Origin of the sequence: Novosphingobium aerophilum (assembly GCF_014230305.1) — a bacterium.
In the GTDB taxonomy this organism is placed as follows: domain Bacteria; phylum Pseudomonadota; class Alphaproteobacteria; order Sphingomonadales; family Sphingomonadaceae; genus Novosphingobium; species Novosphingobium aerophilum.
Map to the genome: position 1 here is coordinate 1 of NZ_JACLAU010000043.1, position 25451 is coordinate 25451.

Below are 25451 nucleotides of genomic sequence, written 5' to 3' on the forward strand. Positions count from 1 at the left end.
CTGAACTCGTAGAACAGGGCCTCCTGCGCCATCCGGCGCTCGCCCATCATCGCTTGGCGTCCTTCAGCATTCTGATGCTGAATCAGACGCTCACACCCAGTGCAAGGCCGACTTTTTCAACACTATCAGGCGATAACGGACGTTCCACCTGGTCCTCACGGCCGTGTCACCCGAGGGTTCTCGTCTGGTTCGGAGGCGCTCAAACGCAACCCGCCAGCGCCGGCGACGGCTCTAGACCGGCGGGATATTGAGTTCGCCCAGCTTGGTCTCGACTTCGCGCCAGACCCGGTCGAGCGCCCGCGAGGCGTCGGAGGAGGGCGCGAAGACACCCACCGGCGTGCGCCGGAAGGCCATCTGCTCGATCGGGCTGGCGGCGGGGATCATCGGCAGGCCCGCCATGCTGCCGTTGCGGACTTCATGATGCGCCTTGCGCCGGCTGTCGAACATCGAGATCAGCGGCAGGACCGGGGGATGGCGCCGGTCGCGGCGCGAGAATTCGGCCCGCAACTGGTCCAGAGCGCGGGCGCCCAGCGGCGAGGGCGGCAGCGGCAGGATCACCAGATCGGCGGCGGCGAAGATCTGTTCCGACAGCTCGTTCAGGACCGGCGGGCAATCGAGCACGATCCGCGCATAGTCGCGCCGCAGGTCACGGGTCAGCCAGCTCAGCCGGCTGCGCTGGCCCAGGCGGGCGAGCTGGAGCGGGAGCTGGCGCAGGCTGGGATCGGCCTGGAGCTGATCGAGCCCGGTGTAGCGGGTCGAGCAGACCAGCCGCCGGGCGTTGCCCTCGCGCTGGAACAGCGATGCCGCGCGGGGATGCTGATTGGGCTCGGCGCCGAGCAGGAAGCCGGCGCCGCCCTGGATGTCGAGGTCCCACAGCAGGGTGCGATGGCCGCCGCGCATCGCGCAGCGCCAGGCCATGTCGACAGCAATGGTGGTCTTACCAACCCCACCCTTGGGGCTGTACACGGCTATGATTGCCATTCGTCCCGCCCACGACCCGATTGTTTGGACTCACGGTCCGCATCCTCCATGTCGCAGGGAACAATGGGTTGCAATCGAGTTTACTATGATTCTTCGGGCAGGGTTCCGCCCCGAAAATTCAGGGCTCCTTGGTGATCGCGGCGGTTGCACGCTTCGTTGGCTGGGTAATCTCCGAAAAAGAGAGGTTCACTTGCGGTTTCGGGTGGAATTCTACCCCAACTACAGGAGGTGGCGGCCGATGTAGATGAGCGCCATCGCCCCCAGCACCGAGGACAGGCAGCCCGCGCGATTGATCCCGTCCCGATAATCCTCGCCCGAGGCCCGGACCGTGACGAAGCTGGCCAGCATCGATCCGCCGATCCCCAGCAGAACGGTCATGACCAGCCCCATCGGGACCGGCCCCGGATAGATGAACCGCGCCAGCCACCCGACGAAGAGCCCCGACACGATCGCACCGAGCAGATTGAACATGGTTCACGCCTCCCACTGTATCATGTGAATAATACACTGCGTCGCGACCAAGACAACACCTTCCGGCAAGATTGTTGCCATCGCTGATTCTATCCTGAGTCAACCGCGCGTACCGCGCTCCCCCCGCAAAAATTTTTTCACAGATTCACTTTGACTCTTGCGCGTCGCGCCAGTGCCGAGTTCTTGGCGCGTCGCGGAGGCGACCCGGGCCGTCGGTGGCCCAACTCCACTCATTCTGAACTCAATCCGCGCTGTCCCCCCCTTGCGCCGCGCAGCCGATCGGGCACTATCTGTAGTGTCTGGTGATGAGACGTGCCTCTAGACCTTGTTTCCGCTGCGGGCAGTCGATGCGGAAACCGGTTGGGGCCGGACCCACGCCAGGCCACAGCGCAACGATCCCGAATACCAGAATGGAGGGCAATTTATTCCCCTTTTGTTCTGGTCTATACAGAGGGCGGGCGCACGCCGGTTGATTCGGATGGACCGGGCGGTCCACCGGGCGCGCCGGTTCGAATTTCGGTCCGCACAGGGGGCCGGACAGGTTGGGCGATATTTTTGAGCGCGGGGCAGCAAGCGTGGATTTCAGGAACGACGACAAGGCGGCAGAGGTTGGTCTGGCGGAGGGCAGCCTGTTCGCCCCGGCCGATGCGGCTACGGACTCAGGCGCAGCAACGGAGACGGGCAATGGCCCGGCGATCAGCATGACCGAAAAGACTGACGCAGGCAGTGCCGAACTGGTCGCCAGGCTCGGCGCCGAGGCGCTCGCCGGGGCTGTCGCGGGGGTGGCCAAGGCGGCCAAGAAGGACGATTCCAAGTCGGTGCAGCCGCGCCGCTTCACCATCGTCACCGACACCGCGCGCGATGCCCTGCTGACCGATTTCGGCAAGGACACGCTCGACGACCGCTACCTGCTTCCCGGCGAGAAGTACCAGGACCTGTTCGCCCGCGTGGCCGATGCCTATGCCGACGATCAGGACCATGCCCAGCGGCTGTACGATTACATCTCGAAGCTGTGGTTCATGCCGGCGACGCCGGTCCTGTCGAACGGCGGCACCGGGCGCGGCCTGCCGATCTCGTGCTACCTCAACTCGGTTTCGGACAGCCTGGAAGGGATTGTCGAGACCTGGAACGAGAACGTCTGGCTGGCCAGCCGCGGCGGCGGCATCGGCACCTACTGGGGCCAGGTGCGCGGCATCGGCGAGCCGGTCGGCCTCAATGGCAAGACCAGCGGGATCATCCCCTTCGTCCGCGTGATGGACAGCCTGACCCTGGCGATTTCGCAAGGCTCGCTGCGGCGCGGCTCGGCGGCCTGCTATCTCGATGTCTCGCACCCCGAGATCGAGGAGTTCCTCGAAATCCGCAAGCCGTCGGGCGACTTCAACCGCAAGGCGCTGAACCTGCACCACGGCGTCCTGCTGACCGACGATTTCATGCAGGCCGTGCGCGACGGGGCCGAGTTCCACCTGCGTTCGCCCAAGGACGGTTCGGTGCGCGGCACGGTCGACGCGCGTTCGCTGTTCCAGAAGCTGGTCGAGACCCGCCTCGCCACCGGCGAGCCCTACATCGTGTTCTCCGACACGGTGAACCGCACGATGCCCAAGCATCACCGCGATCTGGGGCTCAAGGTCTCGACCTCGAACCTGTGTTCGGAAATCACGCTCCCCACCGGGCGCGACCACCTCGGCAACGATCGCACCGCGGTGTGCTGCCTGTCCTCGCTCAACCTGGAAACCTGGGACGAGTGGCACAAGGACGAACGCTTCGTCGAGGACGTGCTGCGCTTCCTCGACAACGTGCTGCAGGACTATATCGACCGCGCGCCGGACGAGATGGCCCGCGCCAAGTATTCGGCCATGCGCGAACGTTCGGTCGGCATGGGCGTGATGGGCTTCCACTCGTTCCTGCAGCAGAAGGGCATCGCTTTCGAGAGCGCCATGGCCAAGGCCTGGAACCTCAAGATGTTCAAGCACATCGCCGCCAAGGCCGATGAGGCGAGCCTGCTGCTGGCGCAGGAACGGGGCGCCTGCCCCGATGCCGCCGACATGGGCGTGATGCAGCGCTTCAGTTGCAAGATGGCGATCGCGCCGACCGCGTCGATCTCGATCATCTGCGGCGGCACCTCGGCCTGCATCGAGCCGATCCCGGCGAACATCTACACGCACAAGACCCTGTCGGGCTCGTTCGTGGTCGAGAACCCCTACCTGAAGAAGCTGCTCCAGGCGAAGTCCAAGGATTCCACCAACGTGTGGAACTCGATCCTCGAGCATGGCGGCTCGGTCCAGCACCTCGATTTCCTCAGCCCCGAGGAAAAGGCGGTCTACAAGACCAGCTTCGAGATCGACCAGCGCTGGCTGCTCGAATTCGCGGCCGATCGCACCCCCTATATCGACCAGGCCCAGTCGCTGAACCTCTACATCCCGGCCGACGTCGACAAGTGGGACCTGATGATGCTGCACTTCCAGGCCTGGGAGAAGGGCATCAAGTCGCTCTACTACCTGCGGTCCAAGTCGGTGCAGCGCGCCGGGTTCGCCGGCGGGGTCGAGGCCGACAACACCGCCGAGGCGCCGAAGATCGAGCTGGCCACCCAGACCGATTACGAGGAATGCCTGGCCTGCCAGTGATAAAAGAGATTTGCGCGGTCGCCTTGAGGGTGACCGCGCAGATAAAAGGCCCGACGGAATCTCTCCCGCCGGGCCCCGAAACTGGGAGTTTCCCCCTCAGCTCCATCACACCTCAACCATGCGTTGAGCGAGCAAAGAGGTCAAGGAAAACTCTTAGCAATTCATCTCAAAATGGAGCTGTTAATGAGTCCTTACACTCTTCTGACTGGCGTGAACGGCCAGACCTTTCGCTTTCGTAGACCGCACCCAACCGAGGCATTCGCCGGCACCGCAGGGGTGGTCGCTCTGCTCAAGGTGCACTTCTTTGACACCACAACGGTGTTGTATGTGGCTGCCTGTAATGATCTTGGGCCCTTTGAGGCGGGGGTCATTGAACAGACCCCTATCTTTCGCCAAGCCCGTAAGCTTGGCTGTAACGCCGTTGCTTTGATGAAGACTGGAACGGCTTCATCCGCAAAGCGTGAGGCTATCGCAGCGTCGATCCAGTGGGCGCATGAGCCTCCTCTCAACGTGGATGAGGCGGCTTGAGACAACCTACGACAATCCGCGACTGGCCACGCGCCGCCCGGCCTGCGCTAAGGGGCGCGGGTCGCGCTGTTGGAGTGGAATTTCATGCGTAAGTGGCATCGGTGGCTGGTCGTGTTCTTCGGGGTCTTCCTGGTGTGGATCTCGGTGACAGGCGTGCTCAGCCAGGTCGTCCCCTGGTTCCTGCCCAAGCCGTCGCCCCAGGTCGCGGCCGCGCAGGTGCCGGCCGGGTTCGTTTGCCCGGAGACGATGACCTGCCGTCCGAAGCAGGGCGGGCGCAGCGTGGTCGGGCTGCTTCACCACCTCCATTCGGGGGAAAGCTTCGGGCCGGTCGGGGTGTTCATCGCCACGCTGTCCGGGCTGTCGATGGTGTTCTTCTCGATCTCGGGGATCTGGATGTACGTCCAGATGTGGCGCAACCGCAGCGACCGCGGGCTCAAGCCCGGGTGGTTCTGGAAGTGATGGCATGACCAGGGCGGCGCCTGTTCCGGCCCGGGCCGGTCGGGGCCGCCCATCGGCATGGCTGCCTGCGCGGCGCCGGCCGGGGTCAGCCCGGGCCGTCCCCGCCCTCTTCCTCTTCCATCGCATAGGCGACGTCACCGTTGGCCGACAGGCGCACGGTGTCGCCTTCGATCCCGGCGACAAGACCGATCGACAGGTAGTGGTGATGGCCGGAGTGCCCGCCACCCGCATAACCGGTCGCGGCATCGCGCCGGGTCAGCTTGATCCGGTGGCCGTCGACATGATCGACCGTGCCCACCGGCACCCCATCGGCGCCGATCACCGCCATGTGTTCGCGGATCTGGCCCGCCAGAGGGTGGCCGCCGACCCCGTCCCTCATGCCGGTCTCGCCGGCTGCCTTGTCGCCCATGGTCGTGCTCCTCGCTGGGGGTGGCGACCGGCCGCACCGCGCGGCGGGTCCGTCCCGTCCATCAGCGCGCGAGGCGGGCCGTGGTTCCACCGGCGCGTCGTCCTGCCCCTTCGGTCAGGCCGCCGCATGCCGGCCCCCTTTTCCCCAACTCTGCACCCGTGGCCCGCTTCGCAGTGCCGCGACACTGTCCTATATTGACCGACCAGACCGGAGAGATCCCATGCCCCTGCTCGAAGCCCGCAAGACCTACAAGCCGTTCGAATATCCGTGGGCTTACGAGTTCTGGAAGCGCCAGCAGCAGATCCACTGGATGCCCGAGGAAGTGCCGCTGGGCGAGGATTGCCGCGACTGGGCGCAGAAGATCTCGGAAAGCGAGCGCAACCTGCTCACCCAGATCTTCCGCTTTTTCACCCAGGCCGACGTCGAGGTGCAGGATTGCTACCACGACAAGTACGGCCGCGTGTTCAAGCCGACCGAGATCAAGATGATGCTGGCCGCCTTCTCCAACATGGAGACGGTGCACATCGCCGCCTATTCGCACCTGCTCGACACCATCGGCATGCCCGAGAGCGAATACGGCATGTTCCTCGAATACGAGGAGCTGAAGGCCAAGCACGATTACCTGCACACCTTCGGGGTGGACAATGACGAGGATATCGCCCGCACCCTGGCCATGTTCGGCGGCTTCACCGAAGGGCTGCAGCTGTTCGCCTCCTTCGCCATGCTGATGAACTTCCCGCGCTTCAACAAGATGAAGGGCATGGGGCAGATCGTCTCGTGGTCGGTGCGCGATGAAAGCCTGCACTGCGAAGGCATCACCAAGTTGTTCCACACCTTCGTCAAGGAGCGGGACTGCCTGACCAAGTCGGTCAAGGAAGACATCATCGACTGCTGCCAGAAGACCGTGCGGCTGGAAGACGCCTTCATCGACCTGGCCTTCGAACAGGGCCCGGTCCCGGGGATGAGCGCCAAGGAAATCAAGCGCTACATCCGCTACATCGCCGACTGGCGCCTGGGCCAGCTCGGCCTCCAGCCGATCTACCTGATCGAGGACCACCCGCTCCCCTGGCTCACCCCGCTGCTCAACGGCGTGGAGCACGCCAACTTCTTCGAAACCCGCGCGACCGAATATTCGAAGGGCGCCACCCGCGGCAACTGGCAGGACGTGTGGAGCAACTTCGACAAGCGCCGCAAGGCCCGCGACGCCGCCAATGGCGAGGCCGTGGTCGAGGAGAGCGAGGCGGATATGTTCGGGAGCGTCGCGGCGGAGTGAGGTTTTTCAAGGGGTAAGGGTTGATGCGAGGGGCAGAGCCCCTCGCGCTCCCTTTGCATGTCTCGGAGCTGCAGGTGTTTGCAAAACAAACTGTCTTCGTTGTCGGGGCGGGTGCAAGCGCTGAGCTAAATCTACCAACTGGTCAAGAACTCAAAAAGCAAATTTCTGCTGCGCTATCATATGATCGCGGGTATTATATAGAGTTTTCAGATCATCGTATATCTGATGCAATTAATGAAGATGCTAGTTCCAGAGATGAAAGAAATATCTCAAATTACATCGAGGCATGCGATCTAATTCGCTCCGCTCTTCCTGCGGCAATTTCAATAGATAACTTTATTGATGCGCATCAAGGCAATCATTATGTTGAGTTCTGTGGAAAATTAGCAATAGTCAAGGCTATTTGGGAAGCCGAAAAGAGCTCTAAACTTAGTAAATTCTGCGGAAGCGCAAAGCAGGGTATTTCTTCGGTCTCCCAAACTTGGTTAATTCCATTTTTTTAGATGCTCACTGAGGGTGTGAAGTGTGCCGATGTTGATGAAATATTCAACAATGTATCAATAGTTTGCTTTAACTATGACAGATGCATAGAGATATTTCTAAAAGAAGCTCTCATCACTTATTATAAAATTGACGAAATAAAATCGGTCGATTTGGTTGGGCGTTTGAACATAATTCACCCCTATGGATCTGTTGGCCATTTTGATGTCCGTAACGAGCGCTTCACTCCTTTAGGGGGTGAGGGATGCTCCCTCCGAAAATCTGTTGCAGATATAAGAACGTTTAATGAAGGCCTTAAGAGTGCAAGTCATCGTGCTGCGATCGCCGATGCCCTTTGTGACGCTCAAACGCTCGTTTTTCTCGGTTTTGCGTATCATCCAATTAACATGAGTTTGTTGGAAGTAGATCGCTCCTCCAAAATACAGAACATATTCGGAACAGCCAAGGGAATGGGTGAGCCATCCATTAAGAGAGTATCATCTGACCTTTTACGTATTTTATCAAAGCAAATGTTCCAACCTGACAAGGGTGGAATTAGAAATCTAGCCGCAGTCCGTCAGATGGAGATTGAGGAAAACACGTCCCATGACTTTCTCATGAGGCACTTCAGGGGGATAACTTAGCTTTGAGAGGTGCTATAGTGCTGGCCTCCCTTCTCCTCCTCCCCTCCCTCCTAACCCTCCTCCTCTTCGCCCTAGACAAGTCCCGCGCCTCGCGCCGCACCAGGCGGCGCATCCCTGAACGCACGCTGCTGCTCTGCGCCGCGCTCGGCGGGACGCCGGGGGCCTATGCCGGGCGCTGGCTGTTCCGGCACAAGACGCGCAAGCAGCCCTTCGTGGCGCGGCTCCACCTGATCGCGGCGGGGCAGGCCGCCTTGATTGGCCTGGCGGTCGCCCGCGCTTGGTCGGGGTGAGGGCGGTTACCCCGCGGCGCGCCCGGAGGAGGGGCGCTGCCGCGGGGTGCCCGATCCTGCCGCGACTGCTCAAACGGCAAGACCGGACCCGGGACAGGCCCTGATCCGGGTACTGGTACCGGCACCGGGACTGGTACTAACTAAAGTTATATAAAACGCAAGACCTGGCAAGCCGGGTGCGAACCGGTACCCGGGATCAGAGCAGCTTGGCCGGTTCCGTGGCGCGGTGCAGCGGGAAGCGGATGGTGCAGCGCAGGCCGTCCGGGCGCAGGCCACAGTCGAGCTCGCCCGCCTGCATTCCCCCCTCCGCTTTCCTACCCCGCCCGGCGCTGTCAGACTGGCGCGGCTCTTTGTCATCGTGATTGCTCCGGACCGGCGCGGCCTTCCCCTTGGGGGCGGTCAGGCCGTTCCGTCGGTCTTGTCCGGAAACGTCACCCGGAAAACTTTCCAGGCCACCTGTGGGTGAACTTCGTGAACTTGGCGAAGGTCGCTGGCCCCGCAGGCGCCACGCCGCCTGGCGCATCCACCTAAACAGGACAGGCCCTAGTCCGGCCGCGTCCCGTTCTCCGCGGGGCGCCGCAGCGGAAAGCGGATCGTGCAGCGCAGGCCATCGGGGTGCAGATCGTAGTCGAGCTCGCCGGCGAGCAGGCCCTTCACCGCGCTGCGGATCAGCGAGGTGCCGAAGCCGCCCTGTTCGGCCGGAGCCACGGGCGGGCCATCGTGTTCGGACCAGCTCAGCGTGACCCAGCCGGTTTGGCCCGCCGCGGCATCGCGCGGCTCCGGCCCCGCGTCGCCCCAGGCGGTGTCGGCAATGGCGGGATCTTCCGGCTCGGATTCTCCTGGCCTGAACTCGCCCGCCGCCGGGGCAGGGGGCATCGGCTCCGTCCCCTCCGGCGCGGCGAGGGCGCAGGCGAACACGACGTGGCCCTGGCCGCCGCCCTGACCGGACAGGGCCCCGTGCTTGGCCGAATTGGTCGCCAGCTCGTGCAGGATCATGCTGATCGCCTGGGCCACATTGGGCTGCAGCGGCAGCGCGCAGTGGAACGCCTCGATCCGCACGGCCGGGCCGAACGGCTCCAGCTCCTGCCGCACCAGCGCCTCCAGCTCGACCGCCTCCCAGCGGTTCTGCGCGAGCAGGGCATGGACCCGGCCGAGCGACTGGATGCGGCCGGTCACCGCGGCCTTGAATTCCTCGACGCTGCCGGTCGAGCGGGTCAGCTTGAGCACGGCCTGGATCACCGTCAGCAGGTTCTTGGCGCGGTGGTCCACCTCGCGGGCCAGCAGGCGTTCGCGTTCGCGCGCCCGCTTGGCCTCGGTCACCTCCTCGCAGAAGATGCCCACCCCCTGGACCGCCCCGTCGCGATCGTGGACCGGATAGAACATCTCGGTCCAGTCGCGCCGGACACCGGGCTGGGCGGGGGTCTCGCCGCTCAGTTCCACCCCCTTGATCACCTCGTTCCGGTCGATCACCCGGCGCAGCATCGGTTCGGCCGAGGCGCGCAGATCGGGCACCAGGTCCCATACGCTCTTGCCGATGTGGGCCTCGATGCTGAACCCGTTCATGTCGGCCAGGGCGGTGTTGATCCGCACGAACCGCAGGTCCCGGTCCAGAAAGCCGAGCCCGATCGGCGCCTCGTTGTACAGGGCCTCCAGCTCGCTCAGGGCGGCGCTCAACTGGGCCTCCTGGCGCAGCAGGGTGGCCGTCCCCCTCGCCAGCGCCGCCTCGCGCCCGCGCAGCGCTTCGGCCAGGTTGCTGAGCTGCGACAGGATCTCGACCACCAGCGACCCCACCAGCATCGACAAGCCCAGGGTGAGCGCCAGGACCAGCGGGCTCCATCCCCCCGGCGCGGTGACCAGGAACAGCGTGACGCTGCCCATGCAGAGCAGGCCGATGCCATAGCCCAGCCCCCGCCCCCGCAGCAGCGCGCCGGCCATGATCGCCGGATAGAAGGGCAGGAAGGGTGCAGGCAGCGACCGGCCCAGGCTGTAGACTACCAGGTTGGCCAGCCCGGCCAGCGCCAGCGTGACCAGCACGGCGCCCATCGGGTGGCGGCGGCCCCAGGTGCGCAGCGCGAACCATCGCGACCCCGTGGGGGACAGACCTTCGGGGTCCACGCTCGCCGTCATGCCCTGCTGCCCCTCTGCGGCCCTCCGCCCGGGCGATAGTGACCTGTCCCGCAGGCGGGCGCAAGCGCTTGGCCGGCTTGGCGAAAAAGGAAGCAGCCAGGCGCCTGCGGCGGGACCCCGCAACGGCCGATGTAAGGAATCCGCGCGGCCAGCGACTGTAGGGGCTCGTTTCGCAGGAGACTGGCAATGCGCAAGTGGATAGGATTGTACATCGCGGCCTTTCTGGCTCTTACCGGCACCGACCTGGCGTCGACGCTGTGGGCGCTGGGCAAGGGCAAGGGGCAGGAATTCAACGGAGCTGTGGCCGATGGGGCGGGGATGCTGGAGGTGGAACGCCTGCTGACGATCAACGGGGCCGCCCTGCTGTTCACCGCGGCCATGCTGGGCTGGGCGCTGCGGCGGCGTGACCGGATCGATCCCCGCTACATCGAACGGCCGGAGCGGGCCGTGCTGAACTACCTCTATCTCAACCCCTTTGCCGCCAGGCGCATTCCCGTCTCGGCCCTCCACTACATCGCGCTGGCACCAGCCTTGCTGATGATCAAGGCGGTGGCTTCGCTCAACAACAGCCTGATCGCGGCGGGCATCCCCGATCTGATCAGCCCCCTGGCCTGGTCCGTCCAGAAGATCGTGGGCCACCCCACGGCCACGTACTGGATCGTCATCATGATCCTGTTCCATCCCATCTGGTGGGCCGCGCTGCACCTGGTCGCCCGCGCCCTGCGCCAGGAGGGCGCCCGGGGCGCGCAGCGGCTCGTGCCGGCCATGTGATCGCTGATGCGCGAGGGGCTCTTCGACCAGGCGCTGGACGGGCACGGCGGGCTGATCGCCCGGATCGTCAGCGCCCACGAGCGCGACCCCGCGCTGCGCGAAGACCTGCGCCAGGACGTGGCGCTGGCCCTGTGGCGGGCCCTGCCAGGCTGGCGCGAGGAATGCGGCCTGCGAACCTTCGTCGCCCGCGTCGCGCACAATGTCTGCGTCAGCCACCAGCGCCGGGCCGTGCGCGAACCGCCCCGCGGCGAGCTCAGCCCCCAGCTCGACGCCGCGACGGAGCTGCCCGATGCGGTGGCCATCGACAACGATCTGCGGCGCCGGCTGTCGGCCGCTGTGGCCGACCTGCCCGCCGCCCTGCGCGAGGTGGCGGTGCTGGGGCTGGAGGGCTTCACCAACCAGGAGATCGTCGACACCCTCGGGCTGTCGAGCGGGACGGTCGCCACCCGCCTGTCGCGGGCCAAGGCGATGCTGCGGGAACGCATGGGACAAGCGTCATGATGCAAGACGACAACGATTGGGCCGCGCTGCAGCGGTCGTGGCAGGCCGGGCAATCGGCTCCGGCCGAACCCGCCTGGCTGAAGGCCGCGGTGCGCCGCGAGCAGCGCCGGGCCCGGTGGGAAATGCTGGCCGAGGTGCTGATCTCGCTGGGCTGCGCGGTGGTGCTGGCATCCTGGGCGGGGACAAGCCGCGGCTGGACCGCCGGCATCCTGTGGGCCCTGGTCGTGGCGGCCGGGATCTCGCCGGTCATCACCATCCGCCTGCGCCTGGCAACCTGGCGCGGCCGGGGCGATACCGTGACGGCCTGGCGCGGCCAGCTCAGGCGTCAGGCCCGGCTGGGACTGCTGCTGGCCCGCCTGGGCCTGATCGGCGGACCTCTGGGCCTGGTCCTGGGCCTGGCGCTGGGGACCTTCGGGGACATGTCGCAGATCGATCGGACGCTGGCCCACGGCCTCATCGGCCCGGTGGGGCTGGTCATCCTCGCGCTGGGCTGGTGCTGGGCCCTCCACGAAGCCCGCCGCCACCAGCGAACCTTGCGGACCCTGGCGGCCGAGGACGAGCGGGACGAAGAACGCGCTTAGGGCCGCTCAAGCAGCGGCTGGAGCGGGTGAAGGGAATCGAACCCTCGTCGTAAGCTTGGGAAGCTTCTGCTCTACCATTGAGCTACACCCGCGTTCCGGACCGGTCGTGCCGGTGGCCTCGCGTTGAGCCGGCGCTTGCCACAGCAGGCGCCTCCAGGTCAACAGCCGTTCTGTGGCCGCCTGGCCCAGGCTGCGCTCCGGGCGCGGTGATCGGGCCGGGGGCAGGGCGGATCGCGGCGGGGGCGCCGATCGGGGCAAAGGCCGTGCTCAGCATGTCGATCAGCCAGCAGCCGGCCGGACCGGGGGGCGCATCGCGGCGCCAGATCGCGCGCAGCGTGTAGATCGTGTGGCGCCATTCGGGGATGTCGAGCCGCACCAGGCGTCCCTTGGCCAGATCGCGGGCGATCATGTGGTGGGGCATCGATCCCCAGCCGATCCCCTCGCGCAGCAGGGCGTGCTTGGCGCCCAGATCGCCCAGGCGCCAGCTCCGCGAGCCGAACACGGCGAAATCCTCGCCCTCGGTCAGGGCGGAGCGGTCGGTCAGGACGAGCTGGCGATAGCGGCGCGCCACCCCCGGGCCGATCGGCGCCAGTTGCGCCAGCGGATGATTCGGCGCCGCCACCGGGACCAGTTCGATCTCTCCCAGGACGCGCAGGTGAAGATCGGGATGGTCGCTCACCACCTGCCCGGCCAGCCCGATCTGGGCCCCACCGTTGACCACCAGTTCGGCCACGGCCCCCAGGCTTTCGACATGCAGGCGCAGGTCCACGGTGGGAAAGGCGCTCTGGAATTCGCGCAGGATCTCGGCCAGGCGGTCCTGCGGGATCATCACGTCGACCACGAAGGTCAGCTCGCCCTCCAGCCCCTGGTTGAGCGCGCGGATCCCGCTGACCAGCGCATCGACCTCGCCGCTGATCCCCTTGGCATGGCCGACCACGGTGCGGCCCGCCTCGGTCAGTTCCGGCCGGCGCGAGCCTTCGCGCGCGAACAGCGTCACCCCGAGCTGGGCTTCGAGCGTGGTGATGGCATAGCTGACCACCGACACCGATCGCCCCAGCCGGCGCGCGGCCGCGCTGAAGCTGCCCTCTTCGACGATCGCCAGGAAGACCGCGAGGTGATCGAGCGTGGGCCGGCCGACATCCATGCCTGTTTCCGTTCAAGGGTGAACCCCGGGCGAGGTCCGGGATCGTTCGAAATTTCAGAACGTCTTGAGGGGTTTTATCCCGGTTATTGGATCAACTGGCAAGCGCTATATCGGGGCCAGACGGGAGAGGCGCAGACCCCCTCAGGAGCTTTCCATGGCGCAACATGCCACGACCACCATGACCATCACCCCCACGATCGAGCTGCGTCCGTTTGCCACCCTCGGTGCCGCTAATCATGGCTGGCTTGACGCCCATCACCATTTTTCCTTTGCCGATTACCACGATCCGGCCCGCGTCCAGTGGGGCGCCCTGCGGGTGTGGAACGATGATGCCATCGCGCCGCGGTCCGGCTTTCCGCCGCACCCGCATCGCGACATGGAGATCGTGACCTATGTCCGGCAGGGGGCGATCACGCACCGCGACAATCTGGGCAACCAGGGGCGCACGGCCGCCGGCGATGTCCAGGTGATGTCGGCCGGGACCGGCATCACCCACGCCGAATACAATCTGGAGGACGAGGAGACCCGCCTGTTCCAGATCTGGATCCTGCCCGATGCGCGCGGCCATGCGCCCAGTTGGGGCACACGGCCGTTCCCGCGCGATGATCGGGCCGGCGAATTCGTGGTTCTTGCCTCGGGCCTGCCCGGGGATGGGGACGCGCTGAAGATCAACGCGCAGGCCAGGGTCGCAGGCGCGTTGGTGAAGGCGGGCGACACCTTGCGCTACCCTCTTGCGCCGGAGCGCCATGCCTACCTCGTACCGGCCACCGGCCGGGTGCGGATCGGCTCCGTTGAAGCCAAGGCCAGGGACGGCGTGGCGATCACCGGGGTCGAGACGATCGAGGTGACCGCGCTCGAGGATGCCGAAGTGGTCCTCGTCGACGCGTTGTGAGCGATGGGGCGGGCCTGGGGTGCGCCCGGGCCCGCCTTTTGCTAGCCTGCCATCATGCGCCAGCTTTCCACCACCCTGACCGTGGCCACGGCCGGTCGCGGCTTCACCGAGATCACCGCCGAGGTCTGCGGTTGGGTGGCCGAGGCGGGCCTGCAGGAGGGGCTGCTGACCCTGCTGGTCCGGCATACCTCGGCGTCGCTGCTGATCCAGGAGAATGCCGCCCGCGCGGTGCGCACCGATCTGGCGCGCTGGCTGGAGCGGCTGGCCCCCGAGGGCGATCACTATGCCCACGACGACGAGGGGCCGGACGACATGCCCGCCCACCTGCGCAGCGTGTTGACCGGGGTCAGCCTGTCCATCCCCGTGCTGGACGGCCGGCCGCGGCTTGGCACCTGGCAGGGCATCTGGCTGGCCGAGCATCGCCGCGCGGCGCACCGGCGCGAGATCGCGCTCCATCTGATCGGTGCGTGACAATCGCTTGCGCCGTGTTAGGCTGGAGGCCTTCGGGGAGGTTCGCCGATGCCTGCCGATAGCGTCCCGCTCGATCCGCCCAACCCCGCGCCGGCGCTGCCGGGCGACGGGGCGACCGGGGGTTCCCTGGTCAAGCGGCACCGCCTGTCGACCCGCCTGTGGCACTGGCTCAACGTGGTTACGGTCGCGATCATGCTGATGAGCGGGCTGATGATCTTCAATGCCCACCCCCGGCTCTACTGGGGCCGGTTCGGGGCGAACCCGGATCACGCCTGGCTGCAACTGCCGCGCTTTCCCGGATGGGTGACCCTGCCGTCGACCTACAGCCTGGCCGATGCGCGGATCTGGCATCTCGCCTTCGCCTGGGTCCTGGCCTTCGGGCTGCTGGGCTATCTGCTGCGTTCGCTGGTCAACGGGCATATCCGCCGCGATCTGCACATCACTGCGGCCGAATGGCGACCGGCCCACCTGTGGCACGATGTGGTCGAACATGCCCGGCTGCGCTTTCCCACCGGCGCAGCGGCCCTGCGCTACAACGTGTTGCAGAAGCTGGCCTATTGCGGCGTGCTGTTCGGCCTGCTGCCGCTGGTGATCCTGACCGGGCTGACCATGTCGCCCGGGCTCAACGCCGCGCTGCCCTGGCTGCTCGATCTGTTCGGCGGCCGGCAATCGGCCCGCTCGCTGCACTTTGTCGCGGCGGGGGGGCTGGTGCTGTTCGTGCTGGTGCACCTGGCCATGGTGGTGCTGGCCGGCCCCTTCAACGAGGTGCGTTCGATGATCACCGGGTGGTACCGCCTGCCGCGGGAGCCTGGCCATGACTGAGCCGGTGAGCCGCCGCGCCCTGCTGGGCACCGTCGCCGCCGGGGCGGGGAGCCTGCTGCTGGCGGGGTGCGACCGGGTCAACCGCTCTCCCGCCGCGCGGGCCCTGCTGCAAAGTGCCGAGCAGGCGCACCTCGCCAGCCAGCGCCTGATCGGCGGGCAGGCGCTCGCGCCCGAATTCACCCGGGCGGACCTGTCGCCCGATTTCCGCGCCAACGGCAATCACCAGGCGAACGGCAATCCGGACTGGGTGCGCCACCGCGACGCGGGCTTCGCCGAGTGGCGGCTGCGGGTCGACGGGCTGGTGCTGCGTCCGCTCGACCTGTCGCTTGAGGCGCTGCGCGGCCTGCCGCAGCGCACCCAGATCACCCGGCACGATTGCGTCGAGGGCTGGAGCGCGATCGGGCAGTGGACCGGACCGCAGCTCGGGGCGATCCTCCAGGCGGCCACGCTGCTACCGGCGGCGCGGTACCTGGTGTTCCACTGCGCCGACGCCTTCGGGCCGCATCCCTATTACGAATCGATCGACCTGGTCGATGCCTTCCATCCGCAGACGATCCTCGCGCACAGCATGAACGGCGGGCCCCTGCCGATCCGCCATGGCGCGCCGCTGCGGCTGCGGGTCGAACGGCAGTTGGGCTACAAGCAGGCCAAGTACGTGATGCGGATCGAGGCGCGGTCCACCCTGGCCGGGCTCTACGGCGGCAAGGGCGGCTACTGGGAAGATCACAAGGCCTATGCCTGGTACGCCGGGATCTGACGCACGGCTCCCGGTTAACCCGGCGACAAGCCGGCTCGGCTAGGGCAGGGGGCCAGCAAGGAGTTCCGCCCGCATGCATGTCCTCGTCACCGGCGCCGCCGGCTTCATCGGTTTCAGCCTGATCCGCGCGCTCGTCGCGCGGGGCGACACCGTGATCGGGGTGGACAATGGCAACAGCTATTACGATCCGGCCCTGAAGGAGGCGCGCCTGGCCCGGCTCGCGGCCGAGGCGGGGGACCGCTTCACCTTCCTGCGGCTCGACTTCGCCGACTATCCCGGCCTGGTCGCCGCGCTGGAGCCCCACCGCTTCGACGCGATCGTCCACCTCGGCGCCCAGGCCGGGGTGCGCTATTCGATCGAGAACCCGCACGTCTATGCCCAGTCGAACCTGGTCGGGCACCTCAACCTGCTCGAGATCGCCCGCCACCGGCAGGTCGGGCATATGGTCTATGCCAGTTCCTCCTCGGTCTACGGTGGCAACGACAAGCTGCCCTTCGCGGTGGAGGACCGGGCCGATCACCCCGTCTCGCTCTATGCCGCGACCAAGCGGGCCAACGAGATGATGAGCGAAAGCTACGCCCATCTCTATCGCCTGCCCCAGACCGGCCTGCGCTTCTTCACGGTCTATGGCCCCTGGGGGCGGCCGGACATGATGCTCTGGATCTTCACCCGCAAGCTGTTCGCGGGCGAGGCGCTGCCGGTGTTCAACCACGGCGAGATGTACCGCGACTTCACCTACATCGACGACATCATCGCCGGGGTGGTTGCCAGCCTCGACAGTCCCCCGCCCGACGATGGCGCGGTGAAGGCCGGAGGCAGCACCAAGCCGCACCGGCTCTACAACATCGGCAACCATCGATCCGAACACCTGATGACGGTCATCGGCCTGCTCGAACAGGCCACCGGCATCACGGCGAAGATCGATTTCCAGCCGATGCAGGCCGGGGACGTACCGCAGACCTATGCCGACATCTCGGCGATTGCGGCCGACCTCGGTTATGCCCCGACCACCAGCATCGACGTCGGCGTGCCGCGGTTTGTGGCATGGTATCGCGAATACCACGGGGTTTAGGGCCAAGGTCTGGCTTCGCCCGATGTCGGACCTTTGTTTCCTCCCCGGTACGGGGAGGGGGACCACCGAAGGTGGTGGAGGGGCACTCTCCTTGGGGCACGGCAGCTGGTCAAGGCGAGGTGCCCCTCCACCATCCTGCGGATGGTCCCCCTCCCCCGCTGGGGGAGGATCAGGAACGTCCGCTCTCCACCCACGTCGGCCATACTGCCCGTCGGCCCTCTGATGGCGGGTCTCGCCATCGAGGGTTTGCGGGCGGCCGGAACCAGCGGGCCGTTCGCACCGGGGCATAACCCCGCCATCCCCGCTTGCCCCGGCCCGCCCCATCGGGAATCACTCCCCGCATGAGCATTCTCAGCGACCGATGGATTCGGGAAGAAGCCCTGCAGCGCGGCATGATCGAGCCGTTCGTCGAGCGCCAGCAGCGCGAGGGCTGCATTTCCTACGGGCTTTCGTCCTACGGCTATGACGCGCGTGTGGCCGACGAGTTCAAGATCTTCACCAATGTCGACAACGCCGTGGTCGATCCGAAGGAATTCGCGCCCAACAGCTTCGTCGATCGCAAGACCGATGTCTGCGTGATTCCGCCCAACAGCTTTGTCCTGGCCCGGACCGTGGAATACTTCCGCATCCCGCGCGACGTGCTGGTGATCTGCCTGGGCAAGAGCACCTATGCCCGCTGCGGGATCATCGTGAACGTCACCCCGCTCGAACCCGAATGGGAAGGGCATGTGACGCTGGAGTTCTCCAACACCACGCCCCTGCCGGCGAAGATCTACGCCAACGAAGGGGCCTGCCAGTTCCTGTTCCTGAAGGGCAATGAGCCCTGCCAGGTCAGCTATGCCGATCGGTCCGGCAAGTACATGGGCCAGCGCGGGGTGACCCTGCCGCGGCTGTGAATCCGCGCGGGATTTGTCCCCCGCGCCCGTCATGAATCCTGCGACAAACCGGGACTGGCGCAGGGGCCGCCCTCGCCGCTAGAAGGGCTTGGTCATGCCGGTGCCCATGTCCTCCCTTGTCCCCGTGGGTCTGCGGCGCCGTGCCGAGCTGATCCGGCAACAGCGCCCCACCGGCCTGCGCACGCCCCCGGCGCGGCTGCTGTGGCGGGAGCTGGCCGTGCTGTTCGGCGCCCGGCGCACGCCGGCGCTGCACCATGTCGCGATGCGCCCCGGCCCGGTCATGCTGCTGCCCGGTTTCGGCGCCCACCCGGCGCGGATGCGGCCGATGGCGGAGGCGCTGGCCCAGGCCGGGCATCGCGTGTTCGAATGGGGGCTGGGCTTCAATCTGGGGCCGACGCCGGAAAACTTCGCCTTCCTGCTCGGCCGCATCACCCGCATCGCTCACGAACAGGGCGCCCCGCTGACCCTGGTCGGCTGGAGCCTGGGCGGCCTGTTCGCGCGCGAACTGGCCAAGCAGCGGCCCGATGCCGTGGCCCTGGTGATCACCCTGGGCACGCCGTTCTCCGGCGACCGGCGTGCCAACAATGCCTGGCGCGCCTATGAACTGGTGACCGGCCACCCGGTCGACGATCCGCCGGTCAAGGGCGACTTCGCGGCCAAGCCCCCGGTGCCCACCGTGGCGTTGTGGAGCCCGCGTGACGGGATCATCGCCCCGCGCAGCGCCTGCGGCTGGCCCGGCGAACGGGACGTCGCGGTGGCGCTGCGCTGCAGCCACCTGGGCTTCGCCTCGGCGCCGGAGGCGATCGCCATGGTCCTGTCGGTGATGGATTCGATCGAGCCGGCCCCGCGCCGGAGCTAAGCATATCTTATCCATTTTCGCGCAAGGCTGCGCGTTCGATGAGCAGCTCGTCCCATCAGACCTTTGCGGCCGCCTGGGCGCGCCTGTCGGCCGTGGCCGTCGCGATGGGGCTGTTTCTGGTCCTGCTGATCGGCCTGTCCGGTGCCCATCCGGCCGGCGCCCACGTGCCCGGCGGTTCGGCGGACCACCTGACGGCCTGCATCGCTCCGGTCCGTGCCGGGGACCATCCCGCGGGGGTGCTGGCCCATCCCGAACGGTTCGATTGCCGCCGTCCCGCCGCAGACTGGGGCCCTGGCAGCTACTGGATCCGTCTGACCCTGCCGACCGGGTCGCCCGCCACAACCGCGGCCATGCCTGACCGGCAGCTGCGCTTCGTGCCGCTGTGGCAGCAGGACCTCGCCGTGTCCGTCCGCGATTCGCGCGGCCGCGTGGTGACCCGACGGTACAGCGATGCCGACCTGTCCCGCGCGATCGATTTCGGCGGGGCCCTGGCCGTTCCGCTCGATTCCGCCGGGAGCCGGGGGACCGACGTGCTCGTGCGGGTCGACGGTGCGCTCAATGCGTCGGGTCTCATCGGCGATCCGCACCTGCTCGATGCCGATACCCTGCATCATGACGAGGTTCTGGCGATCGCCGCGCTCGCGGCCTTCGGCGGCCTGGGCGTCGGCATGCTGTGCTACAATCTGGTGCTGTGGCTGACGATCCGCGAACGTTTCCAGTTGACCTACTGCCTGTCGCTGCTGGCCATGCTGACCTATGTCTGGGCCAGTTCCGGGGCGATGGTCCAGGTCTTCCCCGATATCGCGCACACCTATCGGCTGGCGACCGCCTACATCATGCTGGGCTTCGCCTCGGCCCTGTCCCTGCAGTTCATCACCGATTTCATCGAGGAGGACTGCCTGCCATCGGGACTGCGGCGCATGGCGCGGCAGTTCGGGATCGTCTACATCCTGGCCGGGCTGGGCGTGGCGCTGGCGGCACCCGACTGGCGGCACTTCGCCGACCGCCTCTATGCCCTGGCCTATGTGCCGCTGCCGATCCTGCTGGTGTCGCTGACCACGATCGCCTGGCGGCGCGGCAGCCGTTCGATCCGGGTGCTCGCGGTCGCCTGGGCCCTGCCGCTGCTGATGGCCCTGCTGCGCATCGCCCATGCCCTCAACGTGATCGAATATGGCCCGCTGGTGCAGTACGCGCTGATCATCGGGATGAGCTTCGAGGCGGTCCTGTCGTCGCTGGCCATGTCCTACCGGATCAAGCTGATCACCGCCGAGCGCGACCGCGCCCGCGCCGACGAGCGGGCGGCGCGCCAACTGGCCAATGTCGATTCGCTGACCGGCCTGCTCAACCGCCGCGCCCTGCTGGAACAGTTGATCGCATGGCGCAGTCCCGAACCGCTGCGGCTGCTGCTGGTCGATATCGACCGGTTCAAGGCGGTCAACGATCACCATGGCCATCTGGTCGGTGACGAGGTGCTGCGGGCCGTGGCCGAGGTTTTGGCGATCCGTGCCGATCTCAATGCCAGTGTCGCGCGCCTGGGCGGCGAGGAGTTCGCCCTGATCGGCGCCGCAGCCGAGTTGCCCGAGGCGGTCGCCCTGGGGATCATCGCCGACATCCGCAGCCGGCCCATGGCCGCCGGGGTGCGCGTGACGGTCAGCGTCGGCATGGCCGAAGGCCCGGTGCGCGGCGAGGACGACTGGCGCGAACTGTACCGCCGCGCCGACGCCGCGCTGTACCAGGCCAAGAGCGACGGCCGCAACCGCGCGGTCCATGCGCCGACGGTCCAGCCGGCACCGCCCAGCACCGCCGCCGCCTGACGGCCATCTACGCCTTCTTCGCACCTGCAGCATCGACCCCCTTGGCAAAGGCCGGATAGTCGTGCAGAGCTTTGCAGAGGCGGGGGTCCATGACAGCAACCCAGACGGCGCAGTATGATGAGATGTTCGGCCCCGATGGCGGGGTCCGACCCGCCTACGCCGGCTATGACGAATGGTATCGCGCGCAGGACCCGGCCTGGCTGCGCAAGCAGTCGAGTGAGGCGGAGCGCTTCTTCCGGCGCACCGGGATCACCTTCAACGTCTATGGCGACGATGCCGGGGAAGAACGGCTGATCCCGTTCGACATGGTCCCGCGGATCATCACCGCGGCGGAATGGCGCAAGCTGTCGCGCGGGATCGAACAGCGGGTCCGCGCGCTCAACGCCTTCCTCCACGATGTCTATCACCGCCAGGAAATCGTCCGCGCGGGCAAACTGCCCGAACGGCTCCTGCGCGAGAACGAGGCCTATCTGCCGGTCATGGCCGGCTTCGTGCCGCCGGGCGGGGTCTATACCCATATCGTCGGGATCGATCTGGTCCGCACCGGGCCGGACGAGTTCATGGTGCTGGAGGACAACGCCCGCACGCCCTCCGGGGTCTCCTACATGCTGGAGAACCGCGAGACGATGATGGCGATGTTCCCCGAGCTGTTCACCCAGGTGCGGGTGCGGCCGGTGAGCGACTATCCCCGGCGCCTGGCGCGCAGCCTGGCCGCCAGCGCGCCGCCTGCCGCCCAGTTCGGTGCGGGCGAGCGGCCGACCGTCGCGGTGCTGACCCCGGGGATCTACAACTCGGCCTATTTCGAGCATGCCTTCCTGGCCGACCAGATGGGCGCCGAGCTGGTCGAAGGCAGCGATCTGCGCGTGGTGGGCGGCCGGATCGCGATGCGCACCACCCGCGGCTGGCAGCCGATCGACGTGCTGTATCGCCGGGTCGACGACGAATACCTCGACCCGCTGACCTTCAACCCCAACTCCGCGCTGGGCGTCCCGGGGATCATGGACGTCTACCGCGCCGGCGGGATCACCATCGCCAACGCCCCGGGAACGGGCATTTCCGACGACAAGGCGATCTACAGCTTCATGCCCGAGATCGTCGAGTTCTACACCGGCGAGAAGCCGATCCTGCAGAACGTGCCGACCTGGCGCTGCTCCGAGCCGCAGTCGCTGCAATACGTGCTCGACAACCTGGCCGAGCTGGTTGTCAAGGAGGTCCACGGTTCGGGCGGCTACGGCATGCTGATCGGGCCGACCTCCAGCCGCAAGGAGATCGCTGCCTTCGCCGCCAAGCTGCGCGCCCGGCCGGACAACTACATCGCCCAGCCGACGCTCTCGCTGTCGACCTGCCCGATCTTCACCAAGGCAGGGCTGGCGCCGCGCCATGTCGACCTGCGGCCCTTCGTGCTGGTCAGCCCCAACGGGGTCGACATCACCCCCGGCGGCCTGACCCGGGTGGCGCTCAAGAAGGGCAGCCTGGTGGTCAACTCGTCGCAGGGCGGGGGAACGAAGGATTCCTGGGTGCTGGAGGACTGATGATGATCTCCGCACCACGCGTCCGGCGCACGCCTGTCGTCATCCTGAACTCGTTTCAGGATCCATCCCTCCCGGCGCGCCGGGCTATCACGGTCGCGGTGGGGAGGGCGCAGCGTGCCTCGGCGCGACCTGTGCCCAAGGCGTCTTGGATCCTGAAACGAGTTCAGGATGACGGGAGTAGGATGGGTCGGGTGTCCCTGCGGCTGGAGGGACCTCGCTGATGCTCGGACGGTCGGCCAACGGCATCTTCTGGATGTTCCGCTATCTCGAACGGGCGGAGAACACCGCGCGCCTGCTCGATGCGGGGTTTCGCATGGCGCTGACCCGGGGCGATTCCGCCTCGGCCGAGGAATGGCGCTCGGTGCTGGTCACCATGGGGCTGGATCAGGCCTATGCCGCGCGGCGCAGCGATTACACCGGGACGCAGGTGTGCAACTTCATCCTGCGCGACAAGGACAATCCCGGGTCGGTCCTGGCGATGATCGAGGGCGCGCGAACCAATGCGCGGATGGTGCGCACGGCCATCACCCGCGAGGTCTGGGAAGCGACCAATGAAACCTGGATGACGCTGAAGGACATGCTCTCGCGCCCGGTGCGCGAGACCAACCTGGGCGAGCTGCTCGGCACGATCCGGCGCCAGGCGACCTATGTGCGCGGTGCGATGGACGGCACCATGCTGCGCAACGACATCTTCAACTTCGCGCGGATCGGCACCTTCCTCGAGCGGGCCGACAACACCGCCCGCATCCTCGACGTGAAGTACCACGTGCTGCTGCCCTCGGTCGCCTGGGTCGGCTCCAGCCTGGACCACGTGCAGTGGGAAACGGTGCTGCGCTCGGTCGCGGGGGACCGGGCCTATCGCTGGCTCAATGCCGGGGGGATGGACGCGCGCGGGATCGCCGCCTTCCTGATCCTGGACGGCCGCTTCCCGCGCAGCCTGGCCTTCTGCTACGAAAAGCTGCGCAGCAACATGGCCAGCCTGGCCCGCGCCTATGGCGAGGAGACTGACGCGCACGAGCTGCTGCGCGGGGCCGGGGCGCGGCTGCACCAGACCACGATCGAACAGATCGTCGAGGCCGGCCTGCACGAATTCATCGTCGACTTCATCGCCTGCAACATCGACGTGGCCAACGCGATCGCGCAGGATTACCGCTTTACCGATTGAGGGGAGAGCCATGCGCCTCGCCGTCCGCCACGAGACCCGCTACCAATTCGATCCCCCGCTGGTCCACGGGCTGCAGCGGCTGCGGCTGTCGCCCAAGGAAAGCCACGGGCAGTCGGTCCGCGCCTGGCGGATGGAGCTCAGCGGCGGGCGGGTCGAGGTGTCCTACGACGATCACAACGCCAACCATGTCACCCTGGCCTCGGTCCTGCCGGGGACCAGCGAGCTGGTGATCACTTGCGAGGGCGTGGTCGACACGGCCGACCGGGCCGGCGTGGTGGGGCGCCATGTCGGACGTCTGCCGCTGTGGGCCTTCCAGTGCCAGACCCCGCGGACCCGGCCGGGGGCCCGGCTCAAGGCGCTGTCGGCGCCGCTGGCCGGACAGGGCGAGGATCGCCTCGCCCAGCTGCACGCGCTGTCGCAGGCGGTGCTGGCGGCCGTGGCCTATGCGCCCGGCCACACCGATGTCGGCACCACGGCCGAGGAGGCACTGGGGGCCGGGCGGGGCGTGTGCCAGGATCATGCCCACATCTTCATCGGCGCGGCCCGGCTGCTCGGGGTGCCGGCGCGCTATGTCAGCGGCTACCTGCTGATCGACGGCCGCACCGAGCAGGAGGCCGGGCACGGCTGGGCCGAAGCCCATGTCGACGGGCTGGGCTGGGTCGGCTTCGACGTGTCCAACGGGATCAGCCCCGATGCGCGCTATGTCCGCGTCGCCTCGGGCCGCGACTATGCCGAGGCGGCGCCGGTGACCGGGATCACCTGGGGGCAATCGGCCTCGACCCTGTCGGTCAGCCTTGCGGTGGAGCAACAGGCCGTCCAACAGTAACAAAAATATGAGGGCGAATCGCGTTCCGCCGCATCGCGCGGGCGGGAATGCGCAACGGAATTTCAGACGGGGCCGGACATGACCTATTGCGTGGGCATGATGCTCGATCGGGGGCTCGTGCTGATGAGCGACACCCGCACCAATTCGGGCGTCGACAACATCTCGGTGTTCCGCAAGATGTTCCACTGGCAGGTGCCGGGCGAGCGGATGATCGCGATCATGACCGCGGGCAACCTGGCGACCACGCAGTATGTGGTCAGCCTCCTCGAAGAGCGGACCAAGGCCCCGAAGGAGCGCCACAACTCCCTGCTCGAGGCCGAGACCATGTTCCAGGTCGCGCAGATCGTCGGCAAGCTGCTGTGCGACACCATCCGTGAGCGCGAGAACTTCAACGGCGAGGAGGCCCAGGGCCGCTTCACCGCCTCGATGATCGTCGCCGGCCAGATCAAGGACATGGAGCCGCGGCTCTTCCTGATCTACCCGGAAGGCAACTTCATCGAGGCCAGCTACGACACCCCGTTCTTCCAGATCGGCGAGACCAAGTACGGCCGCCCGATCGTGCTGCGCGGCTATGACCGCACGATGAGTTTCGAGGATGCGGTCAAGCTGCTGATGGTCAGCTTCGATTCCACCCTCAAGGCCAATCTCTCGGTCGGGCTGCCGCTCGATCTGCTGGTGATCGAAAAGGACACCTTCGCCCCGCGCCACGCCCGCCGCATCACCGCCGCCGATCCCTATTTCCAGAAGATCAGCTCGGGCTGGGGCGAAGCACTGAAGCAGGCGTTCTACTCGCTGCCGGATTATTCATTCGAGGAGTGAAGGGGAGAGATTTTCCCCCTCCGTCAGCGCTACGCGCTGCCACCTCCCCCGTTGCATCCTGCGGATGAAACAGGGGAGGGCCGAATGGCACGATCCTCCCCCGTTTTGCGCAGCACAACGGGGGAGCAACCGTCTTGTTACGCGGCCCATGTTTGTTGATTTTTGATCATGGCGTTGAGTGTTGCGATTAGCTTTCGCATTATGGCGACGAGGATGACCTTTGGCGGTTCTCCGGCGTCGGCGAGG

At 66.8% G+C, this 25451-nt stretch carries 27 protein-coding genes and 1 tRNA gene; 22 read left to right on the forward strand and 6 right to left on the reverse strand.

Annotation, left to right across the window (positions count from 1 at the left end; translation table 11 throughout):
• Positions 1-231: 231 nt before the first annotated feature.
• Positions 232-981 (reverse strand): ParA family protein, encoded by a 750-nt coding sequence (locus tag H7F49_RS16580; RefSeq protein ID WP_185684688.1) that lies wholly within the window; start codon positions 979-981, stop codon positions 232-234.
• Between the two features lie 219 nt (positions 982-1200).
• A complete protein-coding gene (locus H7F49_RS16585) occupies positions 1201-1452 on the reverse strand; it encodes a GlsB/YeaQ/YmgE family stress response membrane protein (RefSeq protein ID WP_185684689.1) in 252 nt (83 codons plus the stop codon).
• Positions 1453-2027: 575 nt separating this feature from the next.
• Here H7F49_RS16585 and H7F49_RS16590 point away from each other — a divergent pair.
• From H7F49_RS16590 to H7F49_RS16600, 3 genes are all read left to right on the forward strand, one after another.
• Positions 2028-4073, forward strand: a complete 2046-nt coding sequence (locus tag H7F49_RS16590) for a ribonucleoside-diphosphate reductase subunit alpha (protein ID WP_407940322.1) — start codon at positions 2028-2030, stop codon at positions 4071-4073.
• Positions 4074-4196: 123 nt separating this feature from the next.
• Positions 4197-4601: a hypothetical protein gene (locus H7F49_RS16595; protein WP_185684690.1), complete on the forward strand. Its 405-nt coding sequence runs from the start codon at positions 4197-4199 to the stop codon at positions 4599-4601.
• 84 nt (positions 4602-4685) lie between these two features.
• Positions 4686-5060 carry a PepSY domain-containing protein gene (locus H7F49_RS16600; protein ID WP_185684691.1) on the forward strand — a complete coding sequence of 125 codons (375 nt, stop codon included), beginning with the start codon at positions 4686-4688 and terminating at the stop codon, positions 5058-5060.
• Between the two features lie 85 nt (positions 5061-5145).
• Here H7F49_RS16600 and H7F49_RS16605 read toward each other — a convergent pair whose 3' ends face one another.
• A complete protein-coding gene (locus H7F49_RS16605; RefSeq protein ID WP_185684712.1) occupies positions 5146-5439 on the reverse strand; it encodes a DUF2171 domain-containing protein in 294 nt (97 codons plus the stop codon).
• A 250-nt stretch (positions 5440-5689) separates the two neighbouring features.
• On the opposite strand from H7F49_RS16605, the gene H7F49_RS16610 reads away from it, so the two are divergent.
• The 4 genes from H7F49_RS16610 (at position 5690) to H7F49_RS16625 (ending at position 8156) form a co-directional block, all read left to right on the forward strand.
• The gene (locus tag H7F49_RS16610; protein WP_185684692.1) at positions 5690-6742 is read left to right on the forward strand and encodes a ribonucleotide-diphosphate reductase subunit beta; all 1053 of its coding nucleotides are present in this window, start codon (positions 5690-5692) and stop codon (positions 6740-6742) included.
• Between the two features lie 74 nt (positions 6743-6816).
• Positions 6817-7245, forward strand: coding sequence for a hypothetical protein (locus tag H7F49_RS16615; RefSeq protein WP_185684693.1), 429 nt, complete (start codon positions 6817-6819; stop codon positions 7243-7245).
• Positions 7246-7866, forward strand: a complete 621-nt coding sequence (locus tag H7F49_RS16620) for a hypothetical protein (RefSeq protein ID WP_185684694.1) — start codon at positions 7246-7248, stop codon at positions 7864-7866.
• A gap of 17 nt (positions 7867-7883) precedes the next feature.
• Positions 7884-8156, forward strand: a complete 273-nt coding sequence (locus H7F49_RS16625) for a DUF1294 domain-containing protein (RefSeq protein ID WP_328806829.1) — start codon at positions 7884-7886, stop codon at positions 8154-8156.
• Positions 8157-8699: 543 nt separating this feature from the next.
• Here H7F49_RS16625 and H7F49_RS16630 read toward each other — a convergent pair.
• A complete protein-coding gene (locus H7F49_RS16630) occupies positions 8700-10283 on the reverse strand; it encodes an HWE histidine kinase domain-containing protein (protein ID WP_185684695.1) in 1584 nt (527 codons plus the stop codon).
• 186 nt (positions 10284-10469) lie between these two features.
• Between H7F49_RS16630 and H7F49_RS16635 the strand changes: the two genes are divergently transcribed.
• From H7F49_RS16635 to H7F49_RS16645, 3 genes are read left to right on the forward strand one after another with little or no spacing between them, the layout of a single operon-like run.
• Positions 10470-11054: a hypothetical protein gene (locus H7F49_RS16635; protein ID WP_185684696.1), complete on the forward strand. Its 585-nt coding sequence runs from the start codon at positions 10470-10472 to the stop codon at positions 11052-11054.
• Between the two features lie 6 nt (positions 11055-11060).
• Entirely contained in the window at positions 11061-11555 is a 495-nt protein-coding gene (locus H7F49_RS16640; protein WP_185684697.1) for an RNA polymerase sigma factor, read from the forward strand.
• Positions 11552-12136, forward strand: a complete 585-nt coding sequence (locus H7F49_RS16645; RefSeq protein ID WP_185684698.1) for a hypothetical protein — start codon at positions 11552-11554, stop codon at positions 12134-12136. The genes H7F49_RS16640 and H7F49_RS16645 overlap by 4 nt, the downstream gene beginning before the upstream one ends.
• 18 nt (positions 12137-12154) lie before the next feature.
• On the opposite strand, the gene H7F49_RS16650 is transcribed toward H7F49_RS16645, so the two are convergent.
• Positions 12155-12228: transfer RNA gene (locus H7F49_RS16650), tRNA-Gly, on the reverse strand.
• The gene (locus H7F49_RS16655; RefSeq protein WP_185684699.1) at positions 12219-13280 is read right to left on the reverse strand and encodes a LysR family transcriptional regulator; all 1062 of its coding nucleotides are present in this window, start codon (positions 13278-13280) and stop codon (positions 12219-12221) included. The genes H7F49_RS16650 and H7F49_RS16655 overlap by 10 nt, the downstream gene beginning before the upstream one ends.
• 154 nt (positions 13281-13434) lie before the next feature.
• Here H7F49_RS16655 and H7F49_RS16660 point away from each other — a divergent pair, with 154 nt between their 5' ends.
• The 12 genes from H7F49_RS16660 (at position 13435) to H7F49_RS16715 (ending at position 25205) form a co-directional block, all read left to right on the forward strand.
• Positions 13435-14172, forward strand: coding sequence for a pirin family protein (locus H7F49_RS16660; RefSeq protein ID WP_235982280.1), 738 nt, complete (start codon positions 13435-13437; stop codon positions 14170-14172).
• A gap of 54 nt (positions 14173-14226) precedes the next feature.
• Positions 14227-14643, forward strand: coding sequence for a secondary thiamine-phosphate synthase enzyme YjbQ (locus tag H7F49_RS16665; protein ID WP_185684700.1), 417 nt, complete (start codon positions 14227-14229; stop codon positions 14641-14643).
• A 48-nt stretch (positions 14644-14691) separates the two neighbouring features.
• A complete protein-coding gene (locus tag H7F49_RS16670; protein ID WP_185684701.1) occupies positions 14692-15465 on the forward strand; it encodes a cytochrome b/b6 domain-containing protein in 774 nt (257 codons plus the stop codon).
• Complete coding sequence (locus tag H7F49_RS16675) at positions 15458-16222, forward strand: molybdopterin-dependent oxidoreductase (protein ID WP_185684702.1); 765 nt, start codon at positions 15458-15460, stop codon at positions 16220-16222. Before H7F49_RS16670 ends, H7F49_RS16675 begins: the two co-directional genes overlap by 8 nt.
• A 73-nt stretch (positions 16223-16295) precedes the next feature.
• Complete coding sequence (locus tag H7F49_RS16680; RefSeq protein WP_185684703.1) at positions 16296-17294, forward strand: GDP-mannose 4,6-dehydratase; 999 nt, start codon at positions 16296-16298, stop codon at positions 17292-17294.
• Positions 17295-17635: 341 nt separating this feature from the next.
• Positions 17636-18190, forward strand: coding sequence for a dCTP deaminase (gene dcd / locus H7F49_RS16685; RefSeq protein WP_185684704.1), 555 nt, complete (start codon positions 17636-17638; stop codon positions 18188-18190).
• A gap of 106 nt (positions 18191-18296) precedes the next feature.
• Positions 18297-19049 carry an esterase/lipase family protein gene (locus H7F49_RS16690; protein WP_235982281.1) on the forward strand — a complete coding sequence of 251 codons (753 nt, stop codon included), beginning with the start codon at positions 18297-18299 and terminating at the stop codon, positions 19047-19049.
• A gap of 38 nt (positions 19050-19087) precedes the next feature.
• Positions 19088-20863: a GGDEF domain-containing protein gene (locus H7F49_RS16695; RefSeq protein ID WP_185684706.1), complete on the forward strand. Its 1776-nt coding sequence runs from the start codon at positions 19088-19090 to the stop codon at positions 20861-20863.
• 89 nt (positions 20864-20952) lie between these two features.
• On the forward strand, positions 20953-22395 hold the full coding sequence (locus H7F49_RS16700; RefSeq protein WP_185684707.1) for a circularly permuted type 2 ATP-grasp protein: 1443 nt from the start codon (positions 20953-20955) through the stop codon (positions 22393-22395).
• Between the two features lie 220 nt (positions 22396-22615).
• A complete protein-coding gene (locus H7F49_RS16705; protein WP_185684708.1) occupies positions 22616-23560 on the forward strand; it encodes an alpha-E domain-containing protein in 945 nt (314 codons plus the stop codon).
• A 10-nt stretch (positions 23561-23570) separates the two neighbouring features.
• Positions 23571-24386 carry a transglutaminase family protein gene (locus H7F49_RS16710; protein WP_185684709.1) on the forward strand — a complete coding sequence of 272 codons (816 nt, stop codon included), beginning with the start codon at positions 23571-23573 and terminating at the stop codon, positions 24384-24386.
• A 78-nt stretch (positions 24387-24464) separates the two neighbouring features.
• Entirely contained in the window at positions 24465-25205 is a 741-nt protein-coding gene (locus H7F49_RS16715; protein WP_185684710.1) for a peptidase, read from the forward strand.
• The last annotated feature ends 246 nt before the right edge of the window (positions 25206-25451 follow it).

Bases quoted from the DNA above. Each gene is read 5' to 3' on its own strand.
- H7F49_RS16580 (WP_185684688.1), bottom strand. From the start codon at position 981: ATGGCAATCATAGCCGTGTACAGCCCCAAGGGTGGGGTTGGTAAGACC.
- H7F49_RS16585 (WP_185684689.1), bottom strand. From the start codon at position 1,452: ATGTTCAATCTGCTCGGTGCGATCGTGTCGGGGCTCTTCGTCGGGTGG.
- H7F49_RS16600 (WP_185684691.1), top strand. From the start codon at position 4,686: ATGCGTAAGTGGCATCGGTGGCTGGTCGTGTTCTTCGGGGTCTTCCTG.
- H7F49_RS16605 (WP_185684712.1), bottom strand. From the start codon at position 5,439: ATGAGGGACGGGGTCGGCGGCCACCCTCTGGCGGGCCAGATCCGCGAA.
- H7F49_RS16610 (WP_185684692.1), top strand. From the start codon at position 5,690: ATGCCCCTGCTCGAAGCCCGCAAGACCTACAAGCCGTTCGAATATCCG.
- H7F49_RS16620 (WP_185684694.1), top strand. From the start codon at position 7,246: ATGCTCACTGAGGGTGTGAAGTGTGCCGATGTTGATGAAATATTCAAC.
- H7F49_RS16630 (WP_185684695.1), bottom strand. From the start codon at position 10,283: ATGACGGCGAGCGTGGACCCCGAAGGTCTGTCCCCCACGGGGTCGCGA.
- H7F49_RS16635 (WP_185684696.1), top strand. From the start codon at position 10,470: ATGCGCAAGTGGATAGGATTGTACATCGCGGCCTTTCTGGCTCTTACC.
- H7F49_RS16640 (WP_185684697.1), top strand. From the start codon at position 11,061: ATGCGCGAGGGGCTCTTCGACCAGGCGCTGGACGGGCACGGCGGGCTG.
- H7F49_RS16645 (WP_185684698.1), top strand. From the start codon at position 11,552: ATGATGCAAGACGACAACGATTGGGCCGCGCTGCAGCGGTCGTGGCAG.
- H7F49_RS16655 (WP_185684699.1), bottom strand. From the start codon at position 13,280: ATGGATGTCGGCCGGCCCACGCTCGATCACCTCGCGGTCTTCCTGGCG.
- H7F49_RS16660 (WP_235982280.1), top strand. From the start codon at position 13,435: ATGGCGCAACATGCCACGACCACCATGACCATCACCCCCACGATCGAG.
- H7F49_RS16665 (WP_185684700.1), top strand. From the start codon at position 14,227: ATGCGCCAGCTTTCCACCACCCTGACCGTGGCCACGGCCGGTCGCGGC.
- H7F49_RS16670 (WP_185684701.1), top strand. From the start codon at position 14,692: ATGCCTGCCGATAGCGTCCCGCTCGATCCGCCCAACCCCGCGCCGGCG.
- H7F49_RS16675 (WP_185684702.1), top strand. From the start codon at position 15,458: ATGACTGAGCCGGTGAGCCGCCGCGCCCTGCTGGGCACCGTCGCCGCC.
- H7F49_RS16680 (WP_185684703.1), top strand. From the start codon at position 16,296: ATGCATGTCCTCGTCACCGGCGCCGCCGGCTTCATCGGTTTCAGCCTG.
- dcd (WP_185684704.1), top strand. From the start codon at position 17,636: ATGAGCATTCTCAGCGACCGATGGATTCGGGAAGAAGCCCTGCAGCGC.
- H7F49_RS16690 (WP_235982281.1), top strand. From the start codon at position 18,297: ATGTCCTCCCTTGTCCCCGTGGGTCTGCGGCGCCGTGCCGAGCTGATC.
- H7F49_RS16695 (WP_185684706.1), top strand. From the start codon at position 19,088: ATGAGCAGCTCGTCCCATCAGACCTTTGCGGCCGCCTGGGCGCGCCTG.
- H7F49_RS16700 (WP_185684707.1), top strand. From the start codon at position 20,953: ATGACAGCAACCCAGACGGCGCAGTATGATGAGATGTTCGGCCCCGAT.
- H7F49_RS16705 (WP_185684708.1), top strand. From the start codon at position 22,616: ATGCTCGGACGGTCGGCCAACGGCATCTTCTGGATGTTCCGCTATCTC.
- H7F49_RS16710 (WP_185684709.1), top strand. From the start codon at position 23,571: ATGCGCCTCGCCGTCCGCCACGAGACCCGCTACCAATTCGATCCCCCG.
- H7F49_RS16715 (WP_185684710.1), top strand. From the start codon at position 24,465: ATGACCTATTGCGTGGGCATGATGCTCGATCGGGGGCTCGTGCTGATG.